The organism is Proteus genomosp. 4 str. ATCC 51469 (assembly GCF_003144375.1).
Lineage (GTDB): Bacteria > Pseudomonadota > Gammaproteobacteria > Enterobacterales > Enterobacteriaceae > Proteus.
The window spans coordinates 299,237-321,427 of sequence record NZ_PENV01000003.1 but is presented as its reverse complement, the minus strand read 5'-3'; the positions used below and the strand labels follow the sequence as shown (position 1 = coordinate 321,427).

Below are 22,191 nucleotides of genomic sequence, written 5' to 3'. Positions count from 1 at the left end.
ATATAAAAAAGCAGAGAATAATCTCTGCTTTTTTAGTATCAAGTATCGTAAATAAACTCGATTATTTACTCATACGTTTGTACTTCATGCGACGAGGCTGAATAGCATCGTTACCTAATGTACGTTTTTTGTATTCTTCATATTCGGTAAAGTTACCTTCGAAGAATTCCACTTTACCTTCATCTTGGTAATCGATGATATGTGTGGCAATACGGTCAAGGAACCAACGGTCATGGGAAATAACCATGGCACAACCTGGGAACTCTAACAGGGCATTTTCTAATGCACGTAAAGTTTCAACGTCGAGGTCGTTGGTTGGTTCATCGAGCAGTAACATGTTACCGCCAACTTGTAGTAGTTTAGCAAGGTGTAAACGACCACGCTCACCACCAGAAAGTTCGCCAACACGTTTACCTTGGTCAACGCCTTTAAAGTTAAAGCGACCAACATAAGCACGACTTGGAATTTCAAAGTTACCAATACGCATAATGTCTTGGCCACCAGAGACTTCTTCCCAAACAGTTTTACTGTCATCCATGCTGTCGCGGAACTGATCAACAGATGCTAACTTAACAGTATCACCTAGTACTAAAGTACCTGAGTCTGGTTGTTCTTGACCTGAGATCATACGAAATAGCGTTGATTTACCCGCACCGTTAGGGCCGATAATACCAACAATAGCGCCTTTAGGAATAGAGAAGTTTAAATCATCAATTAGAACGCGATCACCATAAGATTTTGTTAGATTATTAATTTCTAACACTTTATCCCCTAAACGTGGTCCAGGTGGAATAAAGAGTTCGCTGGTTTCATTACGTTTTTGATAATCAACGCTATTCAGTTCTTCAAAGCGAGCCAGACGAGCCTTACCTTTTGCTTGACGGCCTTTAGGATTTTGGCGGATCCACTCAAGTTCTTTTTGAATTGATTTATGGCGAGCAGCTTCAGTTGCAGCTTCTTGCTCAAGACGTGCATCTTTTTGCTCTAACCATGAAGAGTAGTTACCTTCCCATGGAATACCTTCACCACGGTCAAGTTCTAAGATCCAACCCGCTACGTTATCAAGGAAATAACGGTCGTGCGTGATTGCAACAACAGTTCCCTCATAATCGTGTAAGAAACGTTCTAACCAAGCCACAGATTCTGCGTCTAAGTGGTTAGTGGGTTCATCTAATAACAGCATATCTGGTTTTTCTAACAGCAGACGACAGATAGCGACACGGCGGCGTTCACCTCCTGAAAGTTTCTCAATTTTAGCGTCCCACTCAGGTAAGCGCAGTGCTTCTGCTGCACGCTCTAATTGGTTTTCAAGGTTATGACCATCATGAGATTGAATAATTGCTTCTAATTGACCCTGTTCTTTAGCTAATTTATCAAAATCAGCATCAGGATCGGCATAAGCCGCGTAAACTTCATCAAGGCGGTTTAATGCGTTTTTTAGTTCGCTAACGGCTTCTTCAACGGCTTCACGTACGGTATGTTCAGGGTTTAATTTTGGTTCTTGTGGTAAATAACCAATTTTAATACCCGGTTGTGGACGTGCTTCACCTTCAATATCAGTATCGATACCCGCCATAATGCGAAGTAATGTTGATTTACCGGCACCATTTAGACCAAGCACACCAATTTTCGCGCCCGGGAAGAAGCTGAGTGAAATGTTTTTAAGGATATGTCGTTTTGGTGGGACAATTTTCCCGACACGCAACATACTATAAACGTATTGAGCCACTATAATTACCCTTTGATTATAAAAGAGATTTTCTCTGAGGTGCCATTTTTCGCGATAAAAACAAATTTTTTGTAATTAAGCTGCGTTTTTAGAGCACCTAAATGAACAATAGCAAAGTCAATGTCAGTAATTTGCCAAAGACCCGAAAATGATGAAAGTCGCCAGTATACCCGATTTATAAAAGAAAACCTTAGTCAAAAGCGAGGTTTTTATCTACCTTTCGTGCTTCTTCTGAAAGTAATGAAAATTTCTCTTAAAGAGGGGAACTTACATTGTTAATGATTATCATATTAGCTAATGTATTCAGTATTTGGTGGTTTTATTTGAGGTGGGAGACATTACGTGGTTAAGCAAAAGTGGTCATTAGCAGTCGCAATAGGGGCTTTGTGTTTTTCAACATGGGCACAAGCAGATTCATTAAGTGAACAACGTGTTCGCTATCAAGAGATTAAAGCTGCATGGGATCTTAAAAAAACAGATGAAGTTGAAAAATTACTCCCGACATTAGAAAATTATCCACTTTATCCTTATTTGGAATATCGCCAAATCACCGATAATCTTGATGTTATTGCGCCTGCTGCGGTGACTGAATTTGTCACGAAATACCCAACATTACCACCAGCAAAAGCACTTCCTTCGTTATTTGTAAATGAATTGGCTAAGCGTCAAGAATGGCAAAATTTATTGACTTTTAGCCCTAATCCACCGAATCCCAAAGCAGCTAGATGTAACTATTATTATGCCAAGTGGGCAACCGGCGATGTTCAAACCGCATGGATAGGGGCTAAAGAAGCATGGCTAAATGGCACATCAATGCCATCAAGTTGTGATCCTCTTTTTGATGAATGGCAAAAAGCTAATCAATTAACACCAGAGTTAGTATTAGAACGAATTAACTTAGCCATTAAAAATGGAAACACAGGACTTGCAGCTTATTTAGCAAGACGCCTTCCAGAAAACTATCAAACGATTAGTGATGCTTTAGTTGAATTACAAGACTATCCAAACTTAGTTGGGCGCTATGCAACCGCGCTTTCACCAACCGATTTCACTCGTTCTATCATACAATCGGCATTTTCACGTTGGGCAAGAAAAGATGCAGATGCGGCAAGAGCACAACTGGATAATATCGCACATGCCCAAAAAATGACGGCTAGTGAACGCCAATTAATGCGTGATACTGTGGCGTGGCAATATATGCCTTATGCTACATCTGAGCAGGTGAAATGGCGTGATAGCGTTATTCAAGATACCGCATCAGATACACTGCGTGAACGTCGTGTACGCCTAGCATTAAGCCAAAATCAACCTGCTGAATTGGCATTGTGGTTAGAAAGGCTCTCCCCTGAAAGTAAAAATAAGGAAGAGTGGCGTTATTGGCGTGCAATGGTATTGCAATCTCAAGGTAAAAATAGCGAAGCACAAGCTATTTTAGAAGCGCTGACGCAAAATCGTGGTTTTTATCCAATGGTTGCCGCGAGCAAATTAGGTAAGCCATATGTGATGGTGATAGATAAGGCACCGAGTGTTTCATCAAGTATCCCTAATCAGCCAGAAGTACAACGTGTTCGTGAATTAATGTATTGGCAAATGGATAACTTAGCGCGCTCAGAGTGGGCAAACTATGTTGCTTCACAACCTGCACAAATGCAGTCTGAATTAGCACGCTATGCATTTGAACAAAAATGGGCTGATTTAGCAGTGCAAGCCACTATTACAGGAAAAATGTGGGATCACTTAGAAGAACGTTTTCCTCTTGCTTGGAAAAATGAGTTTGAGCAATACACGAAAGATAAATCGATAGACCGCAATTATGCAATGGCAATCGCTCGCCAAGAAAGCGCGTGGAACCCACAAGCACGCTCTTCAGCGGGTGCAACAGGTTTAATGCAAGTAATGCCAAAAACGGCCGAATTTACGGTAAAACAAGCGGGTATTACGGGTTATGTCAGTAGTGCGCAGTTAACAAATCCGGTAAAAAATATTGAGATTGGTACTGCTTATCTTGATTCTGTCTATCAGCGATTTAACCAAAACCGTATTTTGGCAAGTGCTGCATATAATGCGGGGCCTGCGCGTGTTGATCGTTGGTTATCTGATGCAAATGGCCAACTAGATGCGATTGCGTTTGTAGAAAGTATTCCTTTTGCAGAAACCCGTGGTTATGTCAAAAATGTACTCTCTTTTGCTGTTTTTTATAGTTATTTTGCGGGTGAACAACAACCCGTATTAACTGAGAATGAATGGAATAGTCGTTATTAAGGGATAAAAAGGCGATTTGTTGTGGGAGCCTCTTTGTACATTAGCAAAGTATGATATAGTTTGTACTAGTTAATGAGTGTGGCAAAAAGAGGCTTTCACGATGCAAGATCCTGCATTATCACCTGAAGAGAATGAGCACTGGCTAAGATTTGTTGAGTTATTACAACATGCATTTGAGCAAGATGTGCACTTTCCTATTTTACAGCTTTTAATGACACCTGATGAACGAAGTGCTTTGGCGACACGAGTACGCATTGTGCAAGAGCTAATGCGGGGAGACTTAAGTCAGCGTGAGCTAAAAGAAGAGCTAGGCGTTGGTATCGCCACTATTACTAGAGGCTCTAATAGCTTAAAAACGGCACCACATGAAGTGAAGTTATGGCTTGAAAAAGAGCTAATGACGAAAAAATAGTTGCATTATAATAATGTGAGCTAGAAAGATAAAAAGCCATTTAATCAAATGATTAAATGGCTTTTTGCTTTCTTTATTTACCTAAAAAACACATATCAGATTAATTATTAATCTTCTTTTTGATTGAGTTCTTTATAGATATCATGAGTTACTGGCACTAATGCCAAAACTAATGCTTGCTGGTAAACAGAGGTACGACTAAGTAGGCCATCGGTAAAATAACCAATTGCACCACCACGTTGTTTAATGTTGTCAATCTTAGTCAAGAAAGCCATTTCATCACCAAGCTCTCTGCCTTCACGGATCCCTTTTAAGATCTGCTCTGGTAGCATAAGGCTTGCAGAGCGTGATTCGCCACGAATTTTTCCATGTTCGACAACAATCCAAGCAAAAGTCATATCATCTTCAATACCGGCTTCAACACCTACCCAAAAATCTGCTTCAGGGCGAACTTGACGAGCTGCCATGACACGCTGACGTGCGCCAGTTCTCGTTTCTGTGTTTCCGATAGGTTGTTGTGGAACACGGCTATCGACATTAATATCTTCAATATCAAAGGTATCTTTACCGAACACTTGCTCAAAAGCGAGTTTTATCGCGTTGATTTTTGCTGGATTCGTAGTGGCTGCAATGACATGATACATAATGAATTAATCATCCTTTGAAAAATTAGAGCAGTATAACGGAAAAAATGTATGTTACAGGTCTATCTTGTTCGCCACGGTGAAACTGAATGGAACGTGGCGAGACGTATTCAAGGGCAATCTGATAGCCCACTAACAGCAAATGGTGTGCGTCAAGCACAGCAAGTTGCTGAAAAAGTAAAATCAGCAGGTATTACCCACATTATCTCAAGCGATCTTGGCCGTACTCGTCAAACGGCAGAAATCATTGCACAAGCTTGTGGTTGTGAAGTGATAACTGACTCACGTTTACGTGAACTCAATATGGGCGTTCTTGAACAGCGAGAGATCGCAACATTAAAGACACAAGAAGAGGCTTGGCGCAAGAGTTTGATTGATGGTACACCTGATGGACGAATTCCCCAAGGAGAATCAATGGCAGAATTAGCGAGCCGAATGCAGGCTGCGTTAAATCAGTGCCTTGATTTGCCCGAAAATAGCCGCCCATTATTAGTGAGCCATGGTATTGCATTAGGATGTTTGCTGAGTACCGTTTTGGGATTACCTGCATATGCAGAACGTCGTTTAAGACTGCGTAATTGTTCAATTTCTCGTGTTGATTATCAAAACAGCCCTTGGCTTGCCAGTGGTTGGGTGATTGAAACGGCTGGAGATGTGAGTCATCTTACTGATACAGCATTAGATGAAGTTCAACGCTAAAAAATAAAAGCTCTCTTTGACGTGACTATCAAGAGAGCTTTTTCTTATGCCGTTACATCTTCACGTTTAATGGGGATGTAATATTCAAAGCGTTCGATATGATCTTGTGGCTCTGTCACCATCTCATTGCTGTAACGCACATTTTTAAGATAGTATTTTTCGACGTCATAACCTTTACGGCGAGTTAGTCCCATTTTAGGTAAACAAACACCATAAATCAGGAATAAAAACTCCTGCATTGCCCCTCGTTTTGCCTCACCTTCGAAATCAAAGCGAATGTAATCACCTCCTGCTAATGAGACTTCATGGGCTGAATCATCCTCAATAAATGTCGCATAGTCAGGTTCAACGGCAGTGGTATAAAGCACACGTTGCTCATCTTCATGTTCATCACTATGTTGTGCATGATGAAGGCCATAAACTTGGTGAGGAACCGCATTTATTTTGCTCATATAGTAACGCCAGAATGTTTGGCGCATATCGGAACAAGCTTCAGCCCATTGCTCAAGTGTATGGCTACATGTTTGCTCAATACCAATAAGTTTTTTCTCAGGTAATTGTACAAATTCCCATTTTGGTAAATTTTGAGGATCTAAAGTAATAGGAGGACAAATTCCCACCGCGCACCATTCATCAGTACGACGATAAAGTGCTGGAGTTCTATCAAATTGCTTTTTAAAAGCACGGGTAAACGTCTGTTGGGAATCAAAACGATATTGCAAAGCAATGTCTAAAATGGGGCGGCTCGTTAAACGTAATGCAACAGCCGCGCGAGATAGACGCCTTGAACGAATATAAGAACCAATCGCTTGTCCTGTAACTTCTTTAAACATGCGTTGTAGATGCCACTTGGAGTAACCTGCTTTGGTTGCGACATTATCGAGGGATAATGGCTTATCGAGGTTACTATCAAGCCAAGCGAGCAAATCACGTATGATGTTGGTTTGATCCATACATCTCCCTTAGTCATATTCGTTTATTTATTGCGGTAGATGGTAAATAGCCTGAACATCTATAACAAGTTATATTGTTAGACAGTCGTAAAATATAGTCTTTTTCGGCGACTGATGTACACAAATTCTTCTATCAGTTAGCAAAAGATTGTTTTATTCTAGGCCTAATATTCTCTCATCTTTTCAATGGAACAAAGTAAATATGTTAAATTTCAAAAAGATGCTAGCAGTGTCTATCTTACTCCCTTTTTCTTTTATGGCAAAAGCGGAAGAAATTGGTTACGTCGATACCGTATTTAAGTTTTTTGGTGCTAACCATAAAATTGTGATTGAAGCATTTGATGATCCTGAAGTTAAAAATGTGACTTGTTATTTAAGTCGTGCAAAAACAGGTGGGATCTCAGGAAGTCTAGGTCTTGCTGAAGATACGGCGGATGCGGCAATTTCTTGTCAGCAAGTGGGGCCTATTGAATTAAGTGAAAAGGTGATTAAAGGAAAAAACCGAGGTGATGTGGTTTTCCAAAAAAGAACATCTTTAGTCTTTAAAAAGCTTCAAGTTGTCCGTTTTTACGATAAAGAACGTCATGCACTGATTTACTTAACTTATTCCGATAAGGTGATTGATGGCTCGCCAAAAAATGCGATCAGTGCTGTGCCTATTATGCCGTGGAAAGAGTGATTTTTATTAATTGGATAACTTAATGATTAATAAAATTAATATGAACAGGGTTTAAAATATTTTTTAAAAAATAGCTGTATTTTTTTTCAAAATAGTTGTTGAGATCAATTTTCATCTTTTGTTATTTTATTAATACGATGCTACATAAAAGAAAACCCCCGAATTTATTCGGGGGTTTTTATTAGTTAAGTGTTTGAGATAAAATCAAATCACTCGTCTAAATCACCACAGAAACGATAACCTTCACCATGGATTGTAGCAATGATTTCAGGTGTATCTGGTGTAGATTCGAAATGCTTACGAATACGACGAATAGTAACGTCAACAGTACGATCATGAGGTTTCAATTCACGGCCTGTCATTTTCTTCAGTAATTCTGCACGAGTTTGGATTTTTCCTGGATTCTCGCAGAAATGTAGCATCGCACGAAATTCACTGCGTGGTAATTTGTATTGTTCACCAGCAGGGCTGATTAGTGAGCGACTGTTAATATCAAGCTCCCAACCATTGAATTTATAGCTCTCGACTAAACGGCGTTCTTCTGTGCCATTAACTAAATTCATGGTGCGTGACAATAAGTTACGAGCACGAATCGTTAATTCACGAGGGTTAAATGGTTTAGTAATGTAATCATCGGCACCAATTTCAAGGCCTAAGATTTTATCTACTTCATTATCACGACCTGTTAGGAACATTAATGCAACACTTGCCTGTTCACGTAATTCACGAGCCAGTAACAGCCCATTTTTACCAGGAAGGTTAATGTCCATAATAACCAGATTAATATCATGATCAGATAGAACATTGTGCATTTCGTTGCCATCAGTGGCTTCGTGTACGATATACCCTTCAGCTTCGAATATGCTTTTCAGGGTATTACGAGTAACTACTTCGTCTTCAACAATCAGAATGTGCGGGGTTTGCATATTTGCTACCTAAAATTACCAAAAATAGAAAAAGGAAATCTGTGTTTAACTTCTGTGTGTGCACTTGTGTGGTTATTCATTTTTGTTATTAGCACGCAAAAACTAGACCCAGATTGAAATTCGATAAATAACCATCACGTTATTACAAAAAAATTACGATTTTAATCGACAATGAACGCTAAAATCAGAATGCAAAACGCCCATAGTCTATTAACAGCAATATAACACCAGTTGTATTAAATACCATCTAAAAAGCTAACTTTTGTTGACACATATCAAAATCAAGATAACAGCTTAACCCTGATTTCAATAGTTAACTATATAATTTGATTTATGTAATGTAAAAGAAAAATATATGTTAAATATAGTGGGGATTATTTTTTTTACCAGTTTTGTTACACAAATTAAAGGAGCCTAAAATACCTTATTCCTTATAAAAGTACAAATACCCAAATAACTCCAAAATAGTAGCTTTATTTTCTTTGTTTATCCCTTTGTGATAGGAATATCTATACTACAATAGAGGTAGTACTCGAAAAAATTTCACTTAAGTGAGGATTTATTTTTTGTGTAAAAAAAAGAAAAAATTTGACATCTCTCTCGCTTTGCTTTAACCAGTATATAGTCAAACTAAATTTGAGACAGACAGGATAGTTATGCGTATTTACAGCCCAGCTAAAATGACAATTATTACCACCACCACCGGAATTTTATATTGCGGGACGGGCTGTCGCATATAAAAAACGAAAATCGAAAAAGCCCGCATTGAGAAATGCGGGTTTTTTTTTGGGTGAAAAATCAGGAGAGTTGTATGCGAGTGTTAAAATTTGGGGGAACTTCAGTTGCCAATGCAGAGCGTGTGCTGAATGTTGCTGATATCGCTGAGAAAAAAAGAGAGCAAGGACAAGTCGCTCTTGTATTATCAGCACCAGCCAAAATAACGAATTATTTGGTTGCAATGATTGAAAAAACGGCAGAAGGCGAAGATCCTCTCACTCAAGTACGTGAAGCCGAACAAATTTTTGCCAATTTATTACAAGGTTTAAGAGAAAAACAGCCTGGTTTCGATTATGAGCGTTTAAAAGATAAAGTTGAGCGTGAATTTGCTGAAATTAGACACATCCTTCATGGTATTTCTTTATTAGGTCAATGCCCTGATAGCATTAATGCAGCAATGATTTGTCGCGGTGAAAAGCTCTCTATCGCCATTATGGAGTCTGTTTTACAAGCTCGTGGCTATAATGTCACTGTTATTGATCCTGTAAAAAATTTACTCGCACAAGGTCACTATCTAGAATCTACCGTTGATATTCCTGAATCTACTCGCCGTATCTTGGAACTTAATATCGCGAAAGACGATATGATTTTAATGGCTGGTTTTACTGCAGGTAATGAAAAAGGTGAACTGGTTGTATTAGGTCGCAATGGTTCAGACTACTCAGCCGCAGTATTAGCAGCCTGTTTGCGTGCTGAATGCTGTGAAATTTGGACTGATGTTGACGGTGTTTATACTTGTGATCCTCGTTTAGTACCTGATGCTCGTTTATTGAAGGGCATGTCATATCAAGAGGCAATGGAACTGTCTTACTTCGGTGCTAAAGTTCTTCATCCTCGCACCATTGCTCCAATCGCCCAATTCCAAATTCCTTGTTTGATTAAAAATACAGGTAATCCTGATGCACCGGGTACACTGATTGGCGATGGTCAAAAAGATGAGAGTACTCCAGTTAAAGGGATCACTAACCTTAATAACATGGCAATGATCAACGTATCAGGCCCAGGTATGAAAGGTATGGTAGGGATGGCGGCTCGCGTATTCTCTGTGATGTCGAGAGCTGGTATTTCTGTTGTTCTTATTACACAGTCTTCTTCTGAATACAGCATCAGTTTTTGCGTACCACAAAAAGAACTGATTAGAGCGCAAAAAGCATTATCAGATGAATTCTATTTAGAATTAAAAGATGGTGTACTTGATCCATTAGATATCATGGAAAACGTAGCGATAATCTCTGTCGTGGGTGATGGTATGCGTACACTGAAAGGGATCTCAGCGCGATTCTTCTCTGCGTTAACACGAGGCAATATTAATATTGTTGCCATTGCTCAAGGTTCGTCTGAACGCTCTATTTCTGCAGTTATTGCCAACGACTCAGCAACTAATGCGGTACGTTTATGTCACCAAATGCTATTCAACACAAATCAAATCGTTGAAGTTTTTGTGATTGGTGCGGGTGGTGTCGGTAATGCATTAATTGAACAAATTCATCGTCAACAGGCATGGTTGAAAAATAAGCATATCGATCTTCGTGTATGTGGCATTGCTAATTCACGCGCCATGTTAACGAATATGCAAGGTATTGATTTAGATAATTGGCAACAAGCCTTAAAAGAAGCTAAAACGCCGTTTAGTTTTAGTCAGCTTATTCGCTTAGAAAAAGAGTACCACTTCTTAAATCCAGTGATTGTTGATTGCACATCAAACGAGGAAATTGCGCAACAATACGCAAATTTCTTACAAAATGGTTTTAATGTGGTTACACCAAACAAAAAAGCGAATACGCTGTCGATGGATTATTACTATCAAATCCGACAAGCCGCTGAAGCTTCACGTCGTAAATTTTTATATGACACTAATGTGGGTGCAGGTTTACCAGTTATTGAAAACCTACAGAACTTGCTTAATGCAGGTGATGAGTTGGTTCAATTTAATGGTATTCTTTCAGGCTCACTCTCTTACATTTTTGGCCAGTTAGACGAAGGTAAGAGTTTGTCAGAAGCAACGTTTTCAGCGAAAGAAAAAGGTTTCACAGAACCTGATCCTCGTGATGATCTTTCAGGGATGGATGTTGCGCGTAAACTGCTGATTTTAGCCCGTGAAGCAGGTTATAAATTAGAGCTAAGTGATATCGATGTAGAGCCTGTGTTACCGACTTCATTTGACAGCACAGGTGATGTTGCAAGTTTCTTAAGTCGTTTACCTCAAGTTGATGTTGAATTTGATGCTAAGGTCGAAGAAGCACAAAAAGCAGGTAAAGTATTACGCTATGTCGGTGTTATTAATGAAGGTCAATGCCAAGTTAAAATGATGGCTGTTGATGCTAATGACCCTCTGTTTAAAGTAAAAAATGGTGAAAATGCTTTAGCCTTTTACACTCGCTACTATCAGCCAATTCCATTAGTGTTGCGTGGATATGGTGCGGGTAATGATGTTACTGCCGCTGGAGTGTTTGCAGATGTATTACGTACCTTATCATGGAAATTGGGAGTTTAAGCGTGGTTAAAGTTTATGCACCGGCATCAATAGGTAACGTGAGTGTCGGGTTTGATGTTCTTGGCGCTGCGGTTTCACCTATTGATGGACAATTGCTCGGCGATTGTGTCACCGTTGATGCCGCTTCATCATTTACACTGGAAAGTAAAGGGCACTTTGTTAGCAAATTACCCGCTGATCCTAAACAAAATATTGTGTATCAATGTTGGCAGTTATTCTGTGAGAAATTAGGCAAAGAACTTCCTGTGGCAATGGTTTTAGAAAAAAACATGCCAATTGGTTCTGGTTTAGGATCAAGTGCTTGTTCGGTTGTTGCTGCATTAGTTGCACTTAATGAGTTCGCTAAAAAGCCTTTCAACGAAAGACAATTGTTATTAATGATGGGTGAATTGGAAGGGCGCATTTCAGGAAGTGTTCACTATGATAATGTTGCACCTTGCTATTTAGGCGGCCTACAACTTATTCTTGAACAAAATGGTATCATTTGCCAATCTGTACCTACATTTGAAAACTGGTACTGGGTAATGGCTTATCCAGGAATTAAAGTCTCTACTGCACAAGCCAGAGCCATATTACCAAAAGAATATGCTAAGGCAGATATCATTAATCACGGACGCTATTTATCTGGTTTTATTCATGCTTGTCATACTCAACAACCTGAATTAGCGGCAAATTTAATGAAAGATGTGATAGCTGAACCTTATCGCACTCAGTTGCTGCCAGGATTTGAAAAAGCCAGAGAAGCTTCACAAAAGAAAGGGGCATTGGCTTGTGGCATTTCAGGTTCAGGCCCTACTCTTTTTACCATTACTGATTCATTAGAAATCGCACAAGATATGGCCGAATGGTTAAAACAACACTATGTACAAAACAGTGAAGGTTTTGTGCATATCTGCCGTTTAGATACGCGTGGCGCAAGACAGATAGGGTAAGTCATGAAATTATACAATTTGAAAGATAATCAAGAGCAAGTTAGCTTTGCTCAAGCAGTAAAGCAAGGTTTAGGTAAACATCAAGGTCTCTTTTTTCCACAGGACTTACCGTCGTTTTCTAAAGCTGAAATTGATGAATTATTAGCGCTTGATTTTGCAACACGCAGTAGCCGTATTTTAACGGCATTTATTGGTGATGAAATTCCTGCTGATGTATTAGCAAAACGAATTAACACTGCATTTGCATTTCCTGCACCTGTGACTCAGGTTGAAGACGACATTAGTTGTTTAGAGCTTTTCCACGGTCCAACATTAGCATTTAAAGACTTTGGTGGGCGTTTTATGGCGCAGATGTTGTCAGAAGTTGCAGGCAATCAACCTGTAACTATTTTAACTGCAACATCTGGTGATACTGGTGCTGCCGTTGCTCATGCATTCTACAAATTAGAAAATGTACAAGTTGTTATTCTTTATCCTGAAGGCAAAATTAGCCCATTACAGGAAAAATTGTTCTGTACATTAGGTGAAAATATTCACACTGTTGCAATTAAAGATGACTTCGATGCTTGCCAATCATTAGTAAAACAAGCTTTTGATGATGAGTTCTTAAAGAAAACAATGTATTTGAACTCAGCAAACTCTATCAATATCAGCCGACTATTGGCTCAAATTTGTTATTACTTTGAAGCTGTTGCCCAAATTCCTGCTGAAAAACATGAACAACTCGTGATCTCTGTACCAAGTGGTAACTTTGGTGATTTAACTGCGGGTCTATTAGCTAAATCTTTAGGATTACCTGTTAAACGTTTTATTGCAGCAACAAACGTAAATGATACGGTTCCTCGCTATTTAGATAATGGTAAATGGGAACCTCACCGTACTATTGCAACACTTTCTAATGCAATGGATGTTAGCCAGCCTAATAACTGGCCACGTATTGAAGAATTGTACCGTCGTAAAGAGTGGGATCTCTCCGATTTATCTCATGGTGCTGTTAGTGATGAAACAACTGAAGAAACAGTACGTGAGCTTGCAAAAAAAGGTTATATTTCAGAGCCACATGCAGCTGTTGCTTATCGTTTATTACGTGATGAGCTTCAAGAGGGTGAATACGGTTTATTCTTGGGTACTGCACACCCAGCGAAGTTTAAAGAAAGTGTAGAACGCATTTTAGGCGGTGAATTACCGCTTCCTAAAGAGCTTGCAGAGCGGGCTGATAAAGAACTGTTATCACATTTCTTACCAGCTGATTTTGCTCAATTACGTGCATTCTTACTTGAAAGAGCACCTAAGTAATCATTATTTTTAAAAATTAGATTTATATTTAATTAAATAGCTCAATATTTTATTGAGCTATTTTTTTATCTAAAATAGGAAAGTAAGCATTTAAAAAAAATAAAATTTAATATATATATTTTATTTCCAGAAAACAGTCTAATTAAATGTAAGGAAATTAAATATGAATGGATTCAAAAAAGTGCTATTCAAAGATAATATAAATGAAATTGTATTGAAAATTGAAAATCATATAAAAGAAAATAATTCAGAACTTTTTTTTAAAGTACAATCTGTAAAAAGAATATTAACAGAAAATTATATATCTATTTTTATTTCTAAAAATGAGTATGCTGCGAATGAGTTTCTAGAAAGAATAGAGAATAGTTTTTCACTTTATCATAAAAATGAATTTACAAAACAGCTTGATTTAATTAGGAAAAAAATCAATAAAAGCATAGAGGAACTATTTGTTAATAGTGCAAAATTAGCAGGAAGAGGATCTAATAAAATAAAAAAAGAACGATTGGAATTATTAATGCAGCATAATGCTTCTGGTGATTACTATTTGGAATTTGAAGATAATAAGCTATTTATACAAATAGATAATGAAAATAATAGTTTTAAAATTATTGATTTTAATGGATGTGCTGAGTTTTTTTATGATAAAAATAGCCTAATAAATAAAAATAATTCTCTTATAAATATTAAGAATGATGATGGATTTTTATATTATCGATTTTATAATAAAAAAGAATATTCTAATAATTTTAATAATACAGAAAATTGGAGTGTTAATAATAAAAACATTCTTGATATGATAATCAATAATATTAAAATTAAAGAAAAAATAAGTATCAATAAAGATATTAGTATTGAGCTTAATGAGAATTATTCGTATAAAAATATTTTTATTGTTAGAGATAACTTGAACAAAACAGAGAAAATACTGCATATATATGTCTCTGATATAGAAGAAGCATTTACAATTGCAAAATCTAAATATGAGCAAATAACGGATAGTGGAGAACATTTACTTTATAAAGTCGGTACAGGTTGGTTTATTACAAAAATAAAACATAATGTTATGAAAAAATTTTCACAATATACGGATCTATTAAAACCATTAGAAAGAATAATGAGCCGGATAAATTTAATTACCTCAACAGAAACTAATTATGATTTTAGTCATATTCAAAATCTTAATGGATTATGTTATGGGCTGAGTTTGAACTATTTAGTCGAAGTTATAAATGGTGGTTTAGAAGGAGGGAATAAATATTTATTCTGGTTAAAGGAGAATGTGCGATCTTATCAAAATGAACAAGAATTTATAGCCGATAAATTTGATTCAATTTTATTTAGTAGTATACGGGAATACGAAATATTAAATCTAATTAAAGAAATAAAAAGTATCATATTTTCTCAGCATTTCCAAATGGAAAGGTTAAGTGAAAAAGTACAATATTTTGTATTTGATTCAATAAAATCAAGAGAATATAGTAAAATCTTAGAACAACGAGGATTAAAAAGATCACATATAAGAAAAATAGCATATGATAAAAACAAAATTAATGAATATTTAGAGTACATCATAAAAAATAATGATAATTATTATGCTATTATTGGATTTAAAGATCATGCTATTGCTATTTCATATAAAAAATACTCTGAAAATTATTATAAATTTTCTTTGTTTGATTCTAATAGTGAATTATTAGAGTATTCTAGTGTTGAATCTATAAATAAAATTTTAGAGAGTAAAATGGATTTTTATGGCTCACATGATATTGATAATGAAAAATATATTATTTTTGATGAGTATATAAATAATAAAGAATCAAATTACCGAAATGTATGGGATTATAATGATGTAGAGATAAATAAAGGTCTTGCTGATAATATAAAGAAAATAGGTTTTGCATTACCCTTTGATGAAAATATTACAGGGCGTGTTCTTCATTATAATGAACATCGTGATCTTATAGTTGAGCTAAAAAGAAACAATAAAATAATAGAAGTTGTTGTAAAGAATTCTAATTTTGATGAAGGGATTTATTTAATAAAAAACCATTTTCCTCAGATCGTAAAGAATGAAAAAGCCAGTAAAATTATTTTAAATAAAAATGATAATGGTGATATAAATATTCAAGAAACTGAGTTTGATAATTTTCAAGAAATAATAATAAATAAAAATTATATTGAATTTAGTGATATATACTACCGTGAGCTGATTAAGATTAATAGTTATTTATTAAAAGGAAGCAAATCTACTTTATTAAATGAAATAGTTTCTTTAATTGATATCTTAGAAGGAAATATATATTTTGATAAATTGTCAGCAAGTTTCTCTCTTATTAACAAAATAGAATATTTTAATTATAATAATAAAGGTATATCTCTTTTTAATATATTAAATAAAGTAAAGGAAAAAATAGAAAGTAAGTTATTCTATGATAAGTTAATTTATGGGAAAGATAAGTTAATCGCCTTATCTAAAAAAAATAGTTTAGTTGCTGCAAAGTTTTATCAATTAATGATTAATGAAATTAATGAAGGTAATAAAGGTGTTAGTAATTTCATTTACAATAATATTATTGAAAGTCCTTATTTATCACTAGATGAAAATAGAAGTATGGGAGTTTACGGATATGATTATACTATTGAGTTTAAAGAGAATCATCAATATATAGATGAAGTAATTAAAGGAATTGATATTCCAGAATTAAAAAATACTCTTTTATTAGAAGAAGGAAATAAGTTACATTTAAAAGATAACTATAAGAAATTATTAGAATATAAAAATCATAATTATGTAAGTAAGTTAATTGGCTTTATTGAAAATGAAATAGATTTAAAAAAAGGTAATAAATTAAGCTCTTATAACGATTTGTATTTTGATTTTTTTATAAATCAGCAATTCACCAATAAAATGATTATTCATGAAATGATTCAATTGGAAAATTATTTTCTCAATAATTACCGTGAAAAAAATTATGGATACTATCAAAATAATTTCTTTATTAATGAAGATGATCCTCGTGTTCTTTTAGAAAAATCACTTAATCAAAATAAAAATAAAATAGATTGTAGTTATTTATTATTTGATGATAGTAAAGAAAATTTAAACTTTTTATTTTCTGAAAACATTATCTTTACTGATAAAATTATAGATAATATTATTCTTGATAATATAGAAATGTATTATCAAGAAGATATTATAAATTACTTCTATAATGGTATTAAAAGTGAAGAGTTAACCTCATATCTAAAAGATAAGCCAGAAGTAAGTCATCTTTTGGATTATTGTCTAAAAAATAGAATAAGAATAATAGTAACAGGAAATAGTGAAGGAAGTCTTTTTAATCAAGAATTAATTAGACAAAAAGATGAAGTCGAAAAACTATATAATATTATTTTAGAAAATCAATTTTTTAATGAAAAAACAATTGTTTTTGCAAAAAAGGATAAATTGTTAAGTCACCAATATGGTGATTTTTTTATTGAAGGAGTTGCTCAACGACTAAATATGCCTATTTATCAAATAATTGATAATAGATTATCTCTATCAAAGGATAACGTAATTGTTAAACCTTTAGTCAAACGACAACATATAGATAAACCTTTACTTGCAAATGTTGTACTATCTCATGTCATCATTCCTGAGATAGAATCTAATAATATAGAACCCATCTCACTTAATGAAAAAATAAAAAAAGAAAATCAAAAATTAACTGAGGGGTTATACCAATTTGTTTCTAAAATACATCCTAATTATCGTGATAATAAAGAATTTAAACTAGGCTATGAAAAAGATATTAAAACTGTTATTTATGACTATTCAGATAAAATCACAGTATTAGATATCTTTAATTACATTAAACTTAATCATTATGGGCTTAATCTTTATCAACTCGGTTCTATCATCAATAAAATTGATAATGTTAATATCAAACAGTATAGGGAAAAATTAAATGAGCTCAGTGATAAGCTTATCAATAATGATATTTCCATAAATATTGCATGTGAAAAATATCAATATGAGTTATCTGCTTTTTTTAATGTTTCAAGTAAAACAAAAATAAAAAATAAGTTAACACAAATGATACATGATCCGCTGATTAATAAAAAATTTAATCAATATTTAATGGGGGGAATAACATATCAACAATGGCAATCATTGATTTCCTTATCAGAAGGATCACTGACATTAATTGAAAAAACAAATAAAACAATTGAGGTGATTCATGCAATTTATGATAATCCAACATTGATAAATAAATTAAGTTTCTTTTCAAGAAATTTACTTAATTCATTTTTTGATAGAAATAAAAAAGGTAATTTATACAGAGTGTTATTAGATAATATCTCTAATTTTGAAAACTATAAAAGGATCATAAATTCACTTAAAAATATTATTACAATGATCCATCATAAAGAGATACTAAATACATCATCTCCCTCTAAGGCTTTAGAAAAAGCAAGTAACTTTAATCAATTAAATATATTAGAGATGAATGGCCAACTATTATTTAATAAAGAAAAATTAAAAATAAATGAACATTTTTTTGATAAGCAATTATTGGTTAATGTAGGAGCGATAATTAATGGAAAAAGTATCGATTTAATTGATCTTAGTAAGATAGATAAATGGGAGTCAAAACTCACCTTCGATCCTCATCATTTGAATGATTATTTTTTATCTATTTCTGGCAATGAAAAAGACAAACAGATAATTTCTCTATTTTCTTATTTGCTAAATAGTAAAGAAGATAAAATTAAATATCTACTTTCTAATGATGCTAATAGAATTGATTATATTGTTGCTTATGAAAGATTAGCTAAAATTATTGAGTTAGAAAATAAAAAATATAGTAATAATGATTGGGATGTATTAAGGAAACTGTCATCAATAATTCCACGACATATGAAAATAATAAGTAAGATTGGTTATGCTAATATTACTTATAGTATGTGGCAGTCAGTTAATTCTACGTTTATGCTGGCTGAACAACTTAATAATCCATTGTTGACATCAAAAGAACGTCAAGAGATCATTAATAACCTTGCTATAATGTGGTCTGAAATGGTCTACAATGGTTTGTCTGAAGTAATTGAAATTTCATTAGCTAAAGGATTGCTAAAATATAGTAATAATCCATTGGAATATATTAATAAAATAAGCACAAAAATAGGTGTTGGGCTGAATATACTTTCTATTGGCTTCGATATTTATAATGTTTACGATAATTTTAGTCGAATTTCAGATGAAAATAGTGAAAAGCAACGTATTGATTATATTGTTAATGGATCTTTGGCTGTAGTGTCTGGATTGGTAACTTTGGGGGTTTCTGTTGCGATGCTTGCAGGCTCAACAATTGCTGGTCCTATAGGTATTGTTGCAGGCGCCGTTATTGCTTTAGCAACTTCAATTTATACAGCAGCAAGGCTTATTGAGGAAGCAAAAACAAAAGTGCATTTTACACCACTAGAAGAGCTGAATAATGGCTTTTATGCATTTTTGATGGGGGATCTTATACCGGATAAAAAAAATGAAATTATCTATTTAGAAACCAAAACGCAATTAGAATCATTGATCGATAAAAATGCAGCTAATTATCTTGAAGAAATAAGAAAGCAATTTAATCTTGCTCGTTATTTCTATACTAATGAGAAACAAATATATCAAGAATGTTATTATTATAAGATAGTGCCAAACCTAATGGGTAAGAAATTAGATTCAATTTTAAATTCTTTTGGTGAGTATGTTGCTCAGCGAATATCATTAAATATGAGTCAAAAAGAAGCAGAAAAAATAGCAGCACTCTCTTATCATTTACGTTCAGAAAAAACAGAATATAAGTATTATCTACCTAAAGAAGCTATAGCCACAAATGAAATACTTATTTTTGATATGGATTTTTATATTAATGAATTGAAACGTTACTCTATAGATATTATTTCAGATGATAATTCACCTATATTCTCTGAGGTTGTTGATGATGATTTTTTCAGAAGAATAAAAACAACACGAGAAAATAGCATTCATCTATTTGGTGAAAAAAAAGTAACTAATGATTTAATAAAAGCTAATAAATATGAAAGATATTATAATTTGGGTTGGAATGAAAGTGAGGTTTTTTATTTTAATACTCATAACGGTGATGATATTATTGTCGCTCCTTCAAATACTAAAAATACCTTTGATATTTATAATGGAACTAAAAGGCTAAGTGGAGGAAATAAAGATGATACATTTAATTTATTTACTTCGAGATCACCTCTTTATGCTAGTCGTTTTTATGGGCGTGAAGGATGTGACACACTCCGTATTATTAAGACAAAAAATAAATATACGGGTTATGAAGTTAATTTATTAGATAATTACGTTAAGTTCAAAGAGGCAGAAGAAGAAACAAATAGCCAAAATTTCCACTCGAAACTTTTTCTTTATCAAGATAAGGATGGCTTTTACTCAAGGCAATTGATTGATTCTATGCCTAATATCGTATTACAAAATCAAAGTGTCATTGCTTATTTAGACAGTATTGAAAATGTTATAGGGAGTGAAACAGGCAATGATATTATTTATGGCAATCAAGAGGATAATTACTTAGATGGTGGTGGCGGGGCAGATTTATTATATGGATTAGGGGGAAATGATACTTTAGTATTACAGGAAGGATATGCTGAAGGTGGTGAAGGGAATGATAGTTATATTATTTTAAGGGCATCGTTAGAACAAAGTTATAATATTCAGTTTGAAACAATTATTAATGAATTTTCTCAAGATAATACCAGTATTGTAAAATTGAATTATCGTTTTGATGAGATTTCTGCGATCCGTCGTTATGGAAAAGATATTTTATTTGATATAAAAGTGAATGATGGAAATAAAAATAATGATTTAATTTATCATTCAATAAAATTGAAAAATGTTTATAAAGATAAAGAAGGGAAAGCATTATCTCATCGATATACTTTAGTTATGAATGACGGATTTATGCTAACAGCTAAAGAATGTACAAGTAGTAAAGATAATATATTTTATCAGTTTAGTTATTTACAACAATACAGCAGTAACAATAAGAATGTTCAACATTTTTATATAGATAATAATAATCACTCTTTAAGTATTTCATATCCTAATGAAATGATAATAATTAACTTATTACCCCAATTACATTACAGTGGATTTTCTATCGACGAGAACATACGATTTACTATTGATGGCAATGATTGTGATAATTATTATCTTGGTATTACTCCTAATTCGTTAATTAAACTCAGTTCAGGTCATGATAGCTATCAAATCAAAACATTTTTAGCGCAAGATAAACATGAAACAATCACTATCTCTCTTTCTAACCATTCAAATAAATTAACTCCTGATTGTATTAGTAATTTTATTTTATCTGATATCAGTGGGTTTGATTTAAAGTTTCATAATGGTGTTTTATCTCACCGCTATCATCCGAATGCTCACCTGAAACTTGTATTTGAATTATCACATCTTCAATCTATTGTTGACTCTGGTATGAAAATTCGCCTAATTGATAAAGACAATGTCGTCTTTACTCTTCCCACACAAGAGAATAAGCAACAATTGCTTATACCTACTGATGATTTAAATTTAGCTCTCAGCTCAGAAGATGATGTACTTATGATCCCTGGATCACTGAGCTTAAATAAAGAGGCATTGCTTGCATATTCCCTTTATCCTTCTCACTCTGAATTAGTATCGACCTCTACCACCTTGCAAGAGCAACAAAACCAAGCAACCGATCTATTGTCAGTTCTCTACCTTATGGATGGGGATGATATTGTTGTTAATCACAATAAAAATAGTTCTGTGATAGATGCTGGTGCAGGAGACGATAGTATTGTGGTTAATCATGGGCATCATATTTTAATTGCTGGAGAGGGTAATGATAGCCTAAATGCAGGGAGTGGAAATGACCTTTTGATCTCGGGATCAGGCCTTGATTATTTAAGTGGGGGAACTGGCAGTAATGTTTATATTGTAAAAAAACGCTGTGGTGAAGTTATTGTTTATGATGAAGGTAAAAATAGCCATATTTTTATTTCTGGGTTATCTGAGCATGATAGGTTAATTTATTCTCAAATTGGTGATGAAAGGCAGTATAAAACACAAGATAACCAATTTACTTTAACCTTAAGGGTAAAAGAAGATGAGATTAATTCTTCAGTTACTGTTATTGAAAAGCAAAGCACGCTTTCTATACCATCTCTTGCTTTAATTATTCAAGAAATGGCTCAATTTAACGAGCAACAATTGGCAATAATGCAAGGTAGTGAATTTATTCCATCACCTATATGGTCACCTTTGCCATTAGTGACAAAACATTTGTGATCTTCAATATAAAAAACAGCACTTATGTTAGTGCT

General features: G+C 34.2%; 12 protein-coding genes. 8 read left to right on the top strand and 4 right to left on the bottom strand.

Features of this window, described 5'->3' with window-relative positions; genetic code table 11:
• Window positions 1-61 precede the first annotated feature (61 nt).
• Window positions 62-1,729 (bottom strand): energy-dependent translational throttle protein EttA, encoded by a 1,668-nt coding sequence (gene ettA, locus DK866_RS05700; protein ID WP_109408074.1) that lies wholly within the window; start codon window positions 1,727-1,729, stop codon window positions 62-64.
• A gap of 342 nt (window positions 1,730-2,071) precedes the next feature.
• On the opposite strand from ettA, the gene sltY reads away from it, so the two are divergent.
• Together sltY and trpR are read left to right on the top strand one after the other, a co-directional pair.
• Window positions 2,072-3,991, top strand: a complete 1,920-nt coding sequence (gene sltY, locus DK866_RS05695; protein WP_109408073.1) for a murein transglycosylase — start codon at window positions 2,072-2,074, stop codon at window positions 3,989-3,991.
• 100 nt (window positions 3,992-4,091) lie between these two features.
• A complete protein-coding gene (gene trpR / locus DK866_RS05690; protein WP_072063739.1) occupies window positions 4,092-4,403 on the top strand; it encodes a trp operon repressor in 312 nt (103 codons plus the stop codon).
• 107 nt (window positions 4,404-4,510) lie between these two features.
• Here the strand turns inward: trpR and yjjX are convergent, their stop codons facing one another.
• On the bottom strand, window positions 4,511-5,047 hold the full coding sequence (gene yjjX, locus DK866_RS05685; protein ID WP_109408072.1) for an inosine/xanthosine triphosphatase: 537 nt from the start codon (window positions 5,045-5,047) through the stop codon (window positions 4,511-4,513).
• 51 nt (window positions 5,048-5,098) lie between these two features.
• Here yjjX and gpmB point away from each other — a divergent pair, with 51 nt between their 5' ends.
• The gene (gene gpmB, locus DK866_RS05680) at window positions 5,099-5,746 is read left to right on the top strand and encodes a 2,3-diphosphoglycerate-dependent phosphoglycerate mutase GpmB (protein WP_109408071.1); all 648 of its coding nucleotides are present in this window, start codon (window positions 5,099-5,101) and stop codon (window positions 5,744-5,746) included.
• A gap of 44 nt (window positions 5,747-5,790) precedes the next feature.
• Here gpmB and robA read toward each other — a convergent pair whose 3' ends face one another.
• Window positions 5,791-6,699: an MDR efflux pump AcrAB transcriptional activator RobA gene (robA, locus tag DK866_RS05675; protein WP_109408070.1), complete on the bottom strand. Its 909-nt coding sequence runs from the start codon at window positions 6,697-6,699 to the stop codon at window positions 5,791-5,793.
• A 220-nt stretch (window positions 6,700-6,919) separates the two neighbouring features.
• Between robA and creA the strand changes: the two genes are divergently transcribed.
• Window positions 6,920-7,378 (top strand): protein CreA, encoded by a 459-nt coding sequence (gene creA, locus DK866_RS05670; protein WP_176694743.1) that lies wholly within the window; start codon window positions 6,920-6,922, stop codon window positions 7,376-7,378.
• Between the two features lie 209 nt (window positions 7,379-7,587).
• Here the strand turns inward: creA and arcA are convergent, their stop codons facing one another.
• Entirely contained in the window at window positions 7,588-8,304 is a 717-nt protein-coding gene (arcA, locus tag DK866_RS05665) for a two-component system response regulator ArcA (protein WP_006535263.1), read from the bottom strand.
• An 811-nt stretch (window positions 8,305-9,115) separates the two neighbouring features.
• On the opposite strand from arcA, the gene thrA reads away from it, so the two are divergent.
• The 4 genes from thrA to DK866_RS05645 all read left to right on the top strand — a co-directional run bounded on the left by thrA (window position 9,116) and on the right by DK866_RS05645 (window position 22,156).
• Window positions 9,116-11,575: a bifunctional aspartate kinase/homoserine dehydrogenase I gene (gene thrA, locus DK866_RS05660; RefSeq protein ID WP_109408069.1), complete on the top strand. Its 2,460-nt coding sequence runs from the start codon at window positions 9,116-9,118 to the stop codon at window positions 11,573-11,575.
• On the top strand, window positions 11,557-12,507 hold the full coding sequence (thrB, locus tag DK866_RS05655; protein ID WP_208624171.1) for a homoserine kinase: 951 nt from the start codon (window positions 11,557-11,559) through the stop codon (window positions 12,505-12,507). The genes thrA and thrB overlap by 19 nt, the downstream gene beginning before the upstream one ends.
• A 3-nt stretch (window positions 12,508-12,510) precedes the next feature.
• Window positions 12,511-13,803, top strand: coding sequence for a threonine synthase (thrC, locus tag DK866_RS05650; protein ID WP_109408068.1), 1,293 nt, complete (start codon window positions 12,511-12,513; stop codon window positions 13,801-13,803).
• Between the two features lie 163 nt (window positions 13,804-13,966).
• Window positions 13,967-22,156, top strand: coding sequence for an RTX toxin (locus DK866_RS05645; protein WP_109408067.1), 8,190 nt, complete (start codon window positions 13,967-13,969; stop codon window positions 22,154-22,156).
• Window positions 22,157-22,191: the final 35 nt, after the last annotated feature.

Bases quoted from the DNA above. Each gene is read 5' to 3' on its own strand.
- trpR (WP_072063739.1), top strand. From the start codon at position 4,092: ATGCAAGATCCTGCATTATCACCTGAAGAGAATGAGCACTGGCTAAGA.
- yjjX (WP_109408072.1), bottom strand. From the start codon at position 5,047: ATGTATCATGTCATTGCAGCCACTACGAATCCAGCAAAAATCAACGCG.
- gpmB (WP_109408071.1), top strand. From the start codon at position 5,099: ATGTTACAGGTCTATCTTGTTCGCCACGGTGAAACTGAATGGAACGTG.
- robA (WP_109408070.1), bottom strand. From the start codon at position 6,699: ATGGATCAAACCAACATCATACGTGATTTGCTCGCTTGGCTTGATAGT.
- creA (WP_176694743.1), top strand. From the start codon at position 6,920: ATGCTAGCAGTGTCTATCTTACTCCCTTTTTCTTTTATGGCAAAAGCG.
- arcA (WP_006535263.1), bottom strand. From the start codon at position 8,304: ATGCAAACCCCGCACATTCTGATTGTTGAAGACGAAGTAGTTACTCGT.
- thrA (WP_109408069.1), top strand. From the start codon at position 9,116: ATGCGAGTGTTAAAATTTGGGGGAACTTCAGTTGCCAATGCAGAGCGT.
- thrB (WP_208624171.1), top strand. From the start codon at position 11,557: ATGGAAATTGGGAGTTTAAGCGTGGTTAAAGTTTATGCACCGGCATCA.
- thrC (WP_109408068.1), top strand. From the start codon at position 12,511: ATGAAATTATACAATTTGAAAGATAATCAAGAGCAAGTTAGCTTTGCT.
- DK866_RS05645 (WP_109408067.1), top strand. From the start codon at position 13,967: ATGAATGGATTCAAAAAAGTGCTATTCAAAGATAATATAAATGAAATT.